Genomic DNA, 12,456 nt, shown 5'->3' on the forward strand with positions numbered 1-12,456 from the left:
GCTCCCTCGGCCTGCCAGCCCACCGTGGCGCAGTTGGACGACGTTCCTTTCGCCCGCCGCGACCACCCGGCCCTCAGCGCCCTCCGCGATTTCCCGCCCGACAACCTACTGCGAGACTCAGCCGAACTGCCTGCCGTTCCGCCCGTCCGGCTACCGCGGGCTGCTGCTCGGCATCGCCGCCGCTGACCTCGGCCACCCGCCCAGCAGCACTCTCTGCGGTTCCCCGCCCGACAGCCCAGCGCGCGACTCAGCCGGGCTGCTCACATTCCTCCCGCCGCCCAACCATCAACGCCCCCGAGGCCGGTCCACCGAAGACCATGTTCCACGCACGAACCGCTGGCATTCCATCGCCAGCCGCCGCCCGGCTATCGGCCCGCTTCCGCCGCTCCGCTCGTCCCCTCGCCGCCCGAACCCCGCCCAGCTCGCCAACCGGTCCCGCACGGCCAATCCCGCACGACCGCCGCCCCGCCGCACTGTCCCGCCCAAGCCGCCGCCCACCAGCCTCCCCCTCACGGCCCCGTAGGCTGCGCCCCATGGAATTGCGCAGGATTTTCGCCGGTTTGGGCCGCAGCAAGGCATTCGCCGCGTTCGGCCAAGCGATGATGCCCGCCGACCGCCTGCTCCTCCGCATCAGCGGCGGCCGCATGGGCGTAGGCGCGGCAGTCGGATTGCGCACCCTGCTGCTCACCACGATCGGCCGCACCTCCGGCGAACCACGCCAGGTCCCGCTGCTGTACGTCGAACACTCCGGCGGATACGTCGTGATCGGCTCCAACTGGGGCGGCGAACATCACCCCGCCTGGACGGCAAACCTCCTGTCCCGCCCCGACGCGACAGTCTCCGTCCACGGCCGCACCGTGGCAGTCCGCGGCCGTCTTCTCAAAGACGCCGAACGTCAGGAAATGTGGGACACCGTCGCCTCCTACTGGCCGGCCTACGACCGCTACGCCGAACGCGCCGCCCACCGCGAGATCCGGGTATTCCTCCTGGAACGCACAAACCCAGCCGCTTGACCGGGCTTGTTCCGTTCCGGAATCCCCGAGTCCTCCCGCTCACTCCGCTCCTCTTCGGCAAAGCTCACGCAGCCAACCCTCCCGGTTCACCACGAACCCGCCCGCCGCCAGCACACCTCCGGCATGCACTAATCCGCAGCTCACGCCCGTCGCCAGCTGGATCCGCAGCCAGCGCGCCGCACGCTCCGCGCGCGAGAAGTCCTGGCAGGGGCAGTCTCCGTAGCCTCGGGCGGTTAATCCGCTCCCCGCCGAGCTGACCGTCCCCCGCCGACTGGCCAAGCAACCCGCCAGCCCGCCTACTTCCCGTGCGGAAGGAACTTCGCCGCCTTCGCCTGGAGGTACCGGTGCTCCGGCATGCTGCTCGTCCGTTTCGCCGCGCGCAGGTAATGCTCGTGCGCACCCGCGGGGTCGCCAGCGAGTTCGAGCAGATGCGCACGAACCGCGTCGAGCCGGTGGCCCGGTTCAGGCGCACGTTGTCCTCGCGAGTGGCCAGCAGCGCCAGCGCTTTCTCCGGGCCGTGAACCATCGCGACCGCGATCTCCCGGTTGAGCATCGTCACAGGGCCGGGCGCGAGTTGTTCGAGCAGGCCGTACAACTCCAGGGTTTGCGCCCAGTCAGTGGAATCGGCGCCAGCCGCCTGGTCGCGCGCTGTCCCCCCGCCCGCCGGCGTGTTGATCACTCGCCGGACGCACGGATCTTGGCGATGAAGTCAGCGTGCCCGTCCATTACCTCCTGTCGGGTCTCCTCAGGGTTCATGTGCATTACCAGCAGGAGCTTCACGTCGACATGCCCAGCAGCCGGTCCGGGCGACCAACCTAGCGAAGCCGCGCGGCGATGCCGTCCAGCAGACATTCGAGGCCAAGCTCGAACTGCGCGTCCTCGGCCGCCGCCTCGGCCACCGTCCGCGCGTCAGCGGGAGCGTGCGCATCCGCCGCCTGGCCCGAGCCTTCCTGGGCCGACCCAGCCACCTGAGCGGACCCGGCAAGCTCGCGGTCCGCCTCGGCGACCCGCCCAGCCCCGGCCGCCTCCGCACCTGGCCGAGCCCCCGGCTTACCGGCACCAGCCACCCGGCCAGATGCGTCCGGCTCCACGTCCGGTCCACCACCGTCCGCACTGACCGCACCGCTCTCACCCGCCGCGTCGTGCCGCTCGGACAGAAAGCTCTCCAGCACCCGTACGAGCAGCGGATACGGCCCGTCCTCCGACACGACGTCGCCGAACCAAGCCCGCGCCTGCCGCTGCACGTCCACCACGTCGACGAACGCGTTGCGCTGCCACATCGCCCGCTCTTCCGCCCACTGCAGCGCCTGACCGGTGACGTACCCGTCGAGCAGCCGCGCGTACCCGAGTGCCGACGCGAGGTCCTGGCCCAGCCGGTCGAAGGTCGCCAGCACGAACTCGGTCCGTCTGCTCGCGTTCGGCCCTGCCGGAGGTCGCTGGTGCACGAGCCGCGCGTACCACGGATGCCGCTTCGTCATCGTCCACGTGTCGACCGCGACGGCCGTCAGCTCGCCCCGCCAGTCCTCGCCCGGGACTTCCGGGGTGCGCACCTCGCCGTTCGCCAGGTCCAGCATCAGGTCCACCAGACCGTCTTTGCTGTGCACGTAGCGATACAGCGACATCGGAGTGGACGCGCCCAGCTCCTTCGCCACGGCCCGCATCGTGAGCGCCTCCGCGCCGCCGTGGTCGGCCAGTCGCACGGCTGCGTTGACGATGTCGACTCGCCCGAGGCCCCATCCGCGTTCCGGCGGCTCAGGCAACAGCCAAATCGGCGGTGTCGGCTCTTGATCTCCCATTCATCTCCTTGTCTCCAGCCCGCTTGCGTACACAGTACATCGTCATGTACAAAGTACACAAGATGTACAACGTACACGACCCTGGGGGTTATGAGATGACTGCACGAATTCCTGTTCTGATCTGCGGCGGAGGGATCGCCGGACTCACCGCGGCACTGCTGCTGCATCGCGAGGGAGCAGCACCGGTGCTGGTCGAGAAGCACCCGGGCACGTCCCCGCAGCCGAAAGCACGCCGGTTCAACCCGCGCAGCACCGAAGTGTTCCGCTGGCTCGGCCTCATGGACCAGGTCGAGCAAGCCAGCGCACCGCTCGCGTCGTTCACCGGAATGCTCTCCGGCACCACATTGGCCGACGCGACCTGGCCGGAGGTCACTGAAACCGTGCGCGAACGGCTCGTCCAGCACGGCAAGATGCCCAGCCTCAGCCCAGCGCCAAGCGTGTTGTGTCCGCAGGACGTGCTGGAGCCGGTGCTGCGGCAGGCCGCTGCCGAGCGGGGCGTGTCGGTTCGCTTCGGCACCGAACTGGTGTCGTTCGACCATGACGACACCGGGGTCACCGCCCAGCTGCGCCCGGCCGACGGCGAGCCGTACCAGATCAGCGCCGAATATCTGATCGCGGCGGACGGCGCGCGCAGTCCGATCCGCACCGCGCTCGGCATTCCTCGCAGCGGGCACGGGCACCTGGCCGACAACCTCGACGTCTGCTTCCGTGCCGACCTCGCCGAGCTCGTCCGGGACAAACCGTTCAACCTGTGCCGGATCGAAAACCCGGCCGCCTCCGGCGCGTTCGTGTCCGTCAACGGCACCGACCGGTGGCTCTTCTCCACCTCCGACTTCCCCGGTTCGGATTCCCTGGGCGAGGACGGCTGGCGCGCATTGCTGCGCACCGTCGTCGGCGTGCCGGACCTCGAGGTGGAAGTGCTCAGCCGGATGCACTGGGAGTCAGGGATGTACGTGGCCGACCGGTTCTCCCTCGGCCGGATCTTCCTGGCCGGCGACGCCGCGCACGCGATGCCGCCGATGGCCGCCGCGGGTGCGAATACCGCGATCGCGGACGTAGCCAACCTCGCCTGGAAGCTCGCCGCGGTACTGGCCGGCACGGCGACGCCCGCCCTGCTCGACACCTACCACGCCGAGCGGTACCCGATCGGGTACGCGACAGCGGAGTTCTCCAGCATGGCCAGCGGCCATCTCGGCACCATGCTCGCCACGATCACCAGCGACGACGCGCCGAGCATCGACCCGCTCGCCGCGCTGTTCGGCGTGCAATACGAACACGGTGCCTTCGTCCCGGACGGACGCGGTCCCGCACCGGAAGACCGGTACGGCCCGGCCGGTCGTCCAGGCACCCGGGTGCCGCACGCTTGGCTCGACGCCACGACGTCCACAGTGGACTTGGCGATGCCTGGCTTCGCCTTGCTCTGCGGACCGGAGAGCACCCGGTGGACAGCCGAAGCCGACCGGCTGTGCCTCCGCCTCGTTCCCATCTCGGACGAGGAGTGGCTGGCCGAGACGGAACTGCCTTCAGACGGTGCGCTGCTGCTCCGTCCGGACGCCGTCGTCGGCTGGCATTCCTCGTCGGAGGTCCCGCTCGCGGACGCCCTGTCGCGCCTGCTCAACACCCCAGTGGAGGCAACCGTGTGACCTCTTCGGCGGCGCTCGGGTTCGCCCGCCCCGCGTGCTGGATCTGCCGCATCGTCGACGCGGGAAAGGAGCATTGATCGGACACACCTGAGAGCGCGGACCCCGGTTCCGGTGCCTGCCAGCCCGCTTCGGCACCCGCCCGGACGCGACCCGCCGCTGCTTCTCCTGACCAAGTCGAACCGCGCCACCGTGCCAGCCCGCACCTACGGCGGCTCGTGTCGGAAGGAGACTGCAGCTGGATGCCGCCGATGACAGCGAGGATCGCTGCGGACCGCGCCAACGGGACATTCCGCGCGCGAGAGGAATCCAGAGCGCCTTGGCCAGCGCCGACGGAGAGGCTGAAGCGGCTACCGGCTGTCTTGGGCGCTGGGCGTGCCAGCGGATCGTGATGGTCGCCGCCGAGGATGCTCGGCGTCTCGGGCGACGAGAACCTTCCGCAGCCTGCATGAGGAGGAGATCCGCCAGCGACCTGCGCAACCGTCCGCCGACTTGCGCCGGTCAGCAGCACTTCGAGTGGCATGCGCCAGCGTGTGCCCTGGTAGCCGTAGCAGGCCGGAGCGGTGACTGCCCGCCGCGCGACCTGCGCTGGCAGCCTCGCCGCAGCGGCCCGAGCCGAGCGGCACGCTCCGCGGGCAGGACGGTCGATCCAAGCTGCTGTCACCCGTAGGCGTCAGTTCATGCAGTTCGTGTCGGCAGCTGTCGAGACAAGAACCGTCGCGTCAAGAAGCTGTCCGGGGTAGCCGTCGAATCGAGCAAACCGCATCAACAGCCGTCAAGCCGAGCGACTCGGCCCCGCCGCCCGCACCAGGATCGAAGACCACCCCGTCAGGAGGAAACAAAACCGATGACGCCCCCGCTCACTCGAACCGGGACGGGTCTCCCGCCCCGTGCCGCACGACCTCCGCCTCTCCGGAGGAGAAGTCGATCACCGTGGTGGGCTCCACGCCGCAGTCGCCGGAGTCGATGACGGCGTCCAGTACGTGGTCGAGTTCTTCCTTGATCTCCCAGCCCTGGGTGAGAGGCTCGCCGGAATCGGGCAGCAGCAGCGTGCTCGACAGGATCGGCTCGCCCAGTTCGCCGAGCAGTTCCTGGGTCACCACGTGGTCGGGGATCCGCACGCCGACGGTCTTCTTCTTGGCGTGCAGCAGCCGTCGCGGGACTTCCTTCGTCGCCGGAAGGATGAACGTGTACGCCCCCGGGGTGCTGGCCTTGATGGCCCGGAACACCGCGTTGTCGATGTGCACAAACTGGCCGAGCTGGGCGAAGTCCTGGCAGACGAGCGTGAAGTGGTGCCGGTGGTCGAGCTTGCGGATGGTGCGGATCCGTTCCATCCCCTGCTGGTTGCCGATGCGGCAGCCGAGCGCGAAGCACGAGTCGGTCGGGTAGGCGATGAGCCCGTCGTCGCGCAGCAGGTCGACCACCTGGGAGAGCGCGCGGCGCTGCGGGTTCTGCGGGTGCACGTCGAAGTAGCGGGCCATGGCCCGAGCTTAGGCGTGACCGCCGGGCCGGGCGCACGGGCTCTCCGGGGGCCGGGCACAGTGACGGGCGAGGAGGTTACGTCCGTGCATGCTCTCTGGTCCACTGGCGAACAATGGGAACTGCTGCCGCCGGTGCTGCTCGCGCTGCTGCTGAGCACGGTGATCGGCATCGAGCGCGAGGTCGGCAACAAACAAGCAGGCCTGCGCACGCACACGCTGGTCGGCGTCGGGTCCGCGGTCTTCATGCTGGTGTCGAAATACGGCTTCGCCGATTTGCTCGGCATCGAGCACGTGGCGCTCGACCCGTCGCGGATCGCCGCGCAGATCGTGTCCGGCATCGGATTCGTCGGCGGCGGGCTGATCTTCGTGCGCCGCGACGCGGTGCGCGGTCTCACGACCGCGGCGACCGTCTGGCTCGCGGCGGCTGTCGGAGTCGCGTGCGGCGCCGGGCTGCCGGTGCTGGCCGTCGCGACCACCGCCGGGCTCGTCCTGATCACTCGCGGATTCCCGCGGCTTTCCCGGTTCGTCGCGCGCCATCGGCGGCAGCCGCCGATCCTCCGGTTGAGTTATAACGACGGGCACGGCGTACTGCGGGCCGTGCTCGCGGCTTGCACCGATCGGGGTTGGGCCGTCCATCGGGTGGCGGTCGATCGCGAGACCGTTTCCGAAGAGGGGCAACGGATCGCGGTCGTCACATTGCGGCTGCAAGGGCGCGGCGATCTTGCCGACCTCACTGCGGAACTGGCCGAATTGCCCGGCGTGCGAAGCACTGCGACGGGCACCGAAGATCCGCTCGAAGATTGACCCGCCCCAGGCTCCCACGGATCGCCGGACTTCAGGCACACTGGAGGCAGTGCGGAAAACCCCGGTGCGGCAAGAAAAACGAGCGCCGAGGAGAAACCATCCAAATGGGAGGTGAGAGCATGGCCCCCGGCGGTGGCGAGGACCTGATGGCCGTCCGGCCGTCCTTCGACTCGGCTTGGCGCGGCTATCAGCGCGGCCAGGTCGAAGAATTCGTGACGTGGGTCGAGGCGGAATTCCGGCGCCTCGCCGCGGAACGCGACGCCGCGGCACACCAAGCGGCCGAGCTCGCCGAGCGCAATCGCGTACTGCGCGCGACGGTCGACCGGATCAGCCGCACCCCTATCGAGCCGGACGCATTGCAGGAACGCTCGCGCCGGATGGTCGAGCTGACGCGCGAGGAAGCCGCGGAGATCACCGCCCGCGCCGAAGACACCGCCGCGCGGATCATCGCTGACGCCAGGGCAGAAGCCGTCCGTCTCACCGAAAAGGAACACACGCTCGTCGAAGCTGTCGCCGCGGACCGCGAGCAACAGCGGCGAGAACACGAAGATCTGCTGCGTCGCGCAGTCGAGGAACGCCACGCCGCGGACGAAGCGGCGGCGAAGGAACGCCGTCGGCTCGAAGAACACCTCACGCGCACCTTGGCCGACCGCCGCACCGACGCACTCCGCGAAATCGCCGACCGCACCGCCGCCGCCCGAGCCGAAGCCGACGCACACGTCCGCCAAGCCACCGATCACGCCACCCGCGTCGTCGCCGACGCCGAACAGCGGGTCGCTGAACTCGCCGCCGTCCAGCAACGGGTGAGAGCCGCATTGCGCGGAGCCCGCGAACTCCTGGCGACCGCGAACGCCGACCTCGCCCCGGACGGCACGCCGGTGCCGAATCAACGACGCACCTCAGCGCTCACCGACGTCACCGACGTCACCGACGTCACCGACGTCACCAACGTCACCGAAGCCGCCCCGACCGGCTGACCACCCGCCCCGGGGACGCCGGGCACGTCTGTTCCGCGGGCAACCACCGCGAACACGGACCTCGTGCCGAACCGCCGCACTCGCCGACGTCACCGAGGCCGCCCCGAGCGGCCGAACACCAGCCCGACGCGCTTGAGGCGCGTCTGCGCGGCGGGCACCATCACGAAGCACGCTCCGCGTGTGAGAACGTCGGCCTTGCGACAGCGGCCGCAACAGCCTCGATGTCCACGCGGCCGCGATGAAACCGTCAAGCCATGTCGAACCGGCACCGACCTCCGCGCTGACCGAAGTCGTGGAGGTCGCCACCGCTGGCCGAACACCGGCCCCGGATACACCGGGTGGGTATACTGGGTGGTAAACCAACGGGGATGCCGAGAAAAGGGACGATGTGCGATGACCGGCTACGGCAGTGAACGAGAGGCCTATCTCAAGCGCCTTCGCCGGATCGAGGGGCAGATCCGCGGCCTGCAGCGCATGGTCGAGGAGGACAAGTACTGCATCGACATCCTGACGCAGGTGTCCGCGGCGACGAAGGCATTGCAGTCCTTCTCGCTGGAACTGCTCGACGAGCACCTGGCGACTTGCGTCGTCCAGGCGGCGGCCGCGGGCGGGGAGGAAGCGGACCTGAAGGTGCGCGAGGCCTCTGACGCGATTGCCCGGCTGGTGCGTTCCTGAAGCAGTTTCCCCAGCGCGCGGCCCCGGCACGGTGTTTCTTCCCTGGCCGGGAGAGCATCGAAGCGCTTGCCGCCGCAGGTGGAGAATGAATCCGGGTGCTCAGGAGCATCGGCGAGGGATCCGCGCGAACGGATCCGCCACGCGGTTGCCCGCTGAAGGTCGCTTCTGAGGCAGTTCCCGGCCGGTGCCGCAGCGCGAGCCAGCAAGGCCGCGGCGACGACCAGACTGATCAGCGCGGACATCCACCCAGGCCAGCGCCAAGGGCAGATTTCGGAAACGGGCCAGCAGCGGAAACTTCCGCCGCTGGCCCGTCGCCGTTAGATCAAGCCGACCGGAACCGTCGCAGCTGCTGGGCGGTCCCCAGGCACATCACACGCTGCCCGGAACCGCTGGCCCGTCCCCAGACACATCACGCCGGCCAGAACCGCCACCGGCCCGTCCCCAGACACATCACGCCGGCCAGAACCGCCACCGGCCCGTCCCCAGACACGTCCAGCCGCCCGGGACCAACCGCGGTCGACGGCCGTCTCCTAGGCACACATCACGCTGCCGGGACCGCCCCAACCGCTGGCCTGCCCTCAGGCACATCACACTGCCCGGAATCGCCGCAGCCGAAGGCTGTTCGACACTACGAACACGGACGAGAAGGCCATCGCCGCGCCCGCGATCATGGGGTTGAGCAGGCCGAACGCTGCCAGTGGCAGCGCCGCGACGTTGTAGGCGAACGCCCAGAACAGGTTCCCCTTGATCGTGGCCAGCGTGCGCCGGGCCAGGCGGATCGCGTCTACCGCTGCGCGCAGGTCTCCTCGGATGAGGGTCAGGTCACCGGCTTCGATTGCGGCGTCCGTTCCAGTGCCCATGGCCAGGCCGAGGTCAGCTTGGGCGAGTGCGGCCGCGTCGTTGACGCCGTCGCCGACCATTGCCACCACTCGGCCTTCGCCTTGCAGGCGCTTCACCACGGCCACCTTTTCCTCGGGAAGCACCTCGGCGACCACCTCGGTGATGCCCGCGGCGTCGGCGATCGCTCGCGCGGCACCGGTGTTGTCGCCGGTCAGCAGCACCGGCTGCAGGCCCAGCGACCGGAGCTCGGCGACCGCTTGGGCGGACGTCGGCTTGATCGTGTCCGCGACCACCAGCACACCCCGTGCGACGCCGTCCCACGCGACGAAGACTGCCGTCGCGCCTTGTTCTTCTGCCGCGGTCTTGGCCGAGGAGAGCTGGTCGTCGATCTTGACGCTCCAGTCGGCCAGCAAGGCCGCGCGGCCGGCTAGGACGGCTGTACCTTCTACCAAACCGGAGACACCTAGGCCTTCGGTGTTGCGGAACTCCGTCGCTGACGGGAGGTCGCCGACTCGTTCGCGGGCGCCGTCTGCGATCGCTTTCGCGATCGGGTGCTCCGAAGCGTGCTCGACCGCCCCCGCGTAGCGCAGCAGTTCGCGCTCCGTGACGCCTTCTCCGACGTGGACGTCCACCAGGCTCATTCGCCCGGTCGTGACGGTTCCGGTTTTGTCGAGCACCACGGTGTCGACCCGGCGAGTGGATTCGAGCACCTCCGGACCCTTGATGAGGATCCCGAGCTGCGCGCCGCGGCCGGTGCCGACCAGCAGGGCGGTCGGGGTCGCGAGTCCCAGTGCGCACGGGCAGGCGATGATCAGCACCGCTACCGCAGCGGTGAACGCCTCGGTGACGTTTCCGCTGGTCAGCAGCCAGGTGATCAACGTACCCAGAGCCAGCACCAGCACGATCGGCACGAACACCGCCGAGACGCGGTCGGCCAGTCGCTGGACCGCGGCCTTGCCGTTCTGTGCTTCCTCGACGAGCCGGGCCATCTGCGCGAGCTGCGTGTCCGCACCGACCCGCGTCGCGCGCACTGTGATCCGGCCGCCGACGTTCACTGTCGCGCCCGTCACGCCGTCACCCACTGCGACCTCGACCGGTACGGATTCCCCGGTAATCATGCTGACGTCGACTGCGGAGCCACCGTCGGTAACCACTCCGTCCGTGGCGATCTTCTCGCCAGGCCGCACCACGAACGTGTCCCCGACCCGGAGCTGGTCGACCGGGATCCGCTGCTCGCGACCGTCACGCAGGACCGTCACGTCCTTCGCGCCGAGTTCGAGCAGGGCTCGCAGCGCAGCGCCGGAGCGGCGCTTGGACCTCGCCTCGAAATAGCGGCCGGCGAGAATGAACGTGGTGACGCCCGCCGCGACTTCGAGGTAGATGTTGTCGGTTCCCGACCCCCCGGACACGCCGAACTCGAAGCCGTGCCGCAAGCCCGGCATACCCGCCATGCCGAAGAACAGCGCGTACAGCGACCACAGCGTGGCTGCCGAGACGCCGAGTGAGATGAGCGTGTCCATCGTCGCCGCGCCGTGCCGAAGGTTGGTCCAGGCTGCGCGGTGGAACGGCCACGCGCCCCAGACCACGACCGGCGCGGCGAGCGTGAGCGACAGCCACTGCCAGTTCGTGAACTGCAGCGCGGGGACCATCGCCAGCACGATCACCGGCACGGTGAGGATCGCCGAGTACAGCAGCCGGTCGCGCAGCGGCCGCGTCTCGTCCTGTTCTGGCTCTTCCGTCTTCTCCGGCTCCGGTGCCTGCGCGGTGTAACCGGTCGCTTCGACGACGCCCACCAGGTCGTCGACCGAAACGGTGGAGGGGTATTCGACGTGCGCCTTCTCGGTCGCGTAGTTGACGCTGGCGGTGACGCCGTCGACCTTGTTGAGCTTCCGTTCGACCCGAGCAGCGCACGACGCGCAGGTCATCCCGCCGATGGCGAGTTCGACTGACTGCGCGGAGGCTGGTGTCGTGGTGCTCATGTCCCTCCTTTTTACGCGACGACCTGGTAGCCGGCCTCGGCGACGGCGGCCTTGACGGCTTCGTGCGAGATCGGCTCCGCACTGGTGACCTTCACAGCGCCGGTGGCGAGGTCGACGTCGACTGTCCGCACCCCGGCCAGGTCGCCCACCTCCTCTTTCACCGATCCGACGCAGTGCCCGCACGTCATGCCCTGGACGGTGTAAGTCGTTTCGGTCATCGCCACGCTCCCTATCGTGCTCTCCGCTTCTGCCTCCTTTATACCCCTAGGGGGTAGCGGCATGCCAGGGGACCCTGCCGTGAACCCGGTTACCCGCCGGGAGAGACTGCACGGATGCGGAAGATCTACGCGATCGGGATCGGTGCCGGCGACCCGGAACACCTCACGGTGCAGGCAGTCGACCGGCTCAATCGCGTCGACGTGTTCTTCGTGCTCGACAAGGGCAGTGCGAAGGCCGACCTGGTGCAGCTGCGTCAGGAGATACTGGAGAGGTTCGTGAGCCGGCCGGGGTATCGCGTGGTGAGCGCGAAGGACCCGGACCGTGACCGGAAGCCTGCCGACTACCGCACCGCGGTCGCCGACTGGCATCAGCTCCGCACCGATGTCTACGAGCGGCTGATCCGCGATGAGCTGGCCGACGGCGAGACCGGCGCGTTCCTCGTCTGGGGCGATCCGGCGCTGTACGACAGCACCATCGCGTTGGTCGAGGCCGTGCTGGCGCGTGGGAACGTGGCGTTCGACTATGAGGTTGTGCCGGGGATCAGCAGCATCTCCGCGTTGGTGGCTCGGCATCGCACGACGATGAACCAGATCGGCCGTGCCGTGCAGCTCACAACCGGTCGCCGGCTGTCCGAGGGCTGGCCGAGTGACGCTGACGACGTCTTCGTGCTGCTCGACGCGCACACGACGTTCGATCAGTACGCGAACCAGGGGTTGTGGATCTATTGGGGTGCCTACGTCGGGACCCCGGACGAGATTCTGCTGTCCGGGCCGTTGGATGACGCGTTGGCGGCGAAGATCCGGGAGACGCGGGCCGCGGCTCGGGAGCGGCATGGGTGGATCATGGACACGTATTTGCTGCGCCGGCCGGAGTGAGGGCGGCGGGCCGCCTTTCGCGGCGCGCCGTTTTTGGGCATGAAAAAAGGGCGAGGCTCCGGGAAAACCTTTTCAGGTTCTCGACCGGGGCCCCGCCCCTTCTTTTACGTTGAGTTCGGCGGTGTCCTACTCTCCCACAACCCTTCGGTTGCAGTAC

The 12,456-nt window shown here is 69.1% G+C and carries 10 protein-coding genes; 6 read left to right on the forward strand and 4 right to left on the reverse strand.

Annotation, left to right across the window (positions count from 1 at the left end; genetic code table 11):
* Nucleotides 1-533: 533 nt before the first annotated feature.
* A complete protein-coding gene (locus A4R44_RS42340) occupies nt 534-1,013 on the forward strand; it encodes a nitroreductase family deazaflavin-dependent oxidoreductase (RefSeq protein ID WP_095213968.1) in 480 nt (159 codons plus the stop codon).
* Between the two features lie 815 nt (nt 1,014-1,828).
* Here the strand turns inward: A4R44_RS42340 and A4R44_RS48675 are convergent.
* A complete protein-coding gene (locus A4R44_RS48675) occupies nt 1,829-2,809 on the reverse strand; it encodes a TetR/AcrR family transcriptional regulator (protein WP_067594505.1) in 981 nt (326 codons plus the stop codon).
* Between the two features lie 95 nt (nt 2,810-2,904).
* On the opposite strand from A4R44_RS48675, the gene A4R44_RS42350 reads away from it, so the two are divergent.
* Nucleotides 2,905-4,452: an FAD-dependent monooxygenase gene (locus tag A4R44_RS42350; RefSeq protein ID WP_067594508.1), complete on the forward strand. Its 1,548-nt coding sequence runs from the start codon at nt 2,905-2,907 to the stop codon at nt 4,450-4,452.
* A gap of 857 nt (nt 4,453-5,309) precedes the next feature.
* Here A4R44_RS42350 and A4R44_RS42355 read toward each other — a convergent pair.
* A complete protein-coding gene (locus A4R44_RS42355; RefSeq protein ID WP_037814148.1) occupies nt 5,310-5,930 on the reverse strand; it encodes an L-threonylcarbamoyladenylate synthase in 621 nt (206 codons plus the stop codon).
* A gap of 84 nt (nt 5,931-6,014) precedes the next feature.
* Between A4R44_RS42355 and A4R44_RS42360 the strand changes: the two genes are divergently transcribed.
* From A4R44_RS42360 to A4R44_RS42370, 3 genes are all read left to right on the forward strand, one after another.
* Nucleotides 6,015-6,734, forward strand: coding sequence for an MgtC/SapB family protein (locus A4R44_RS42360; RefSeq protein ID WP_067594511.1), 720 nt, complete (start codon nt 6,015-6,017; stop codon nt 6,732-6,734).
* Between the two features lie 119 nt (nt 6,735-6,853).
* Nucleotides 6,854-7,711: a DivIVA domain-containing protein gene (locus A4R44_RS42365; RefSeq protein WP_067594514.1), complete on the forward strand. Its 858-nt coding sequence runs from the start codon at nt 6,854-6,856 to the stop codon at nt 7,709-7,711.
* 393 nt (nt 7,712-8,104) lie between these two features.
* Complete coding sequence (locus A4R44_RS42370; protein WP_009081418.1) at nt 8,105-8,386, forward strand: metal-sensitive transcriptional regulator; 282 nt, start codon at nt 8,105-8,107, stop codon at nt 8,384-8,386.
* Between the two features lie 587 nt (nt 8,387-8,973).
* Here A4R44_RS42370 and A4R44_RS42375 read toward each other — a convergent pair.
* Both A4R44_RS42375 and A4R44_RS42380 read right to left on the reverse strand, forming a co-directional pair.
* On the reverse strand, nt 8,974-11,205 hold the full coding sequence (locus tag A4R44_RS42375) for a cation-translocating P-type ATPase (RefSeq protein WP_067594516.1): 2,232 nt from the start codon (nt 11,203-11,205) through the stop codon (nt 8,974-8,976).
* Between the two features lie 11 nt (nt 11,206-11,216).
* Nucleotides 11,217-11,423 carry a heavy-metal-associated domain-containing protein gene (locus A4R44_RS42380; protein WP_067594541.1) on the reverse strand — a complete coding sequence of 69 codons (207 nt, stop codon included), beginning with the start codon at nt 11,421-11,423 and terminating at the stop codon, nt 11,217-11,219.
* 114 nt (nt 11,424-11,537) lie between these two features.
* On the opposite strand from A4R44_RS42380, the gene cobF reads away from it, so the two are divergent.
* The gene (gene cobF / locus A4R44_RS42385; protein ID WP_067594519.1) at nt 11,538-12,299 is read left to right on the forward strand and encodes a precorrin-6A synthase (deacetylating); all 762 of its coding nucleotides are present in this window, start codon (nt 11,538-11,540) and stop codon (nt 12,297-12,299) included.
* The last annotated feature ends 157 nt before the right edge of the window (nt 12,300-12,456 follow it).

It is taken from the genome of Amycolatopsis sp. M39 (assembly GCF_001651785.1).
GTDB lineage: Bacteria > Actinomycetota > Actinomycetes > Mycobacteriales > Pseudonocardiaceae > Amycolatopsis > Amycolatopsis rubida.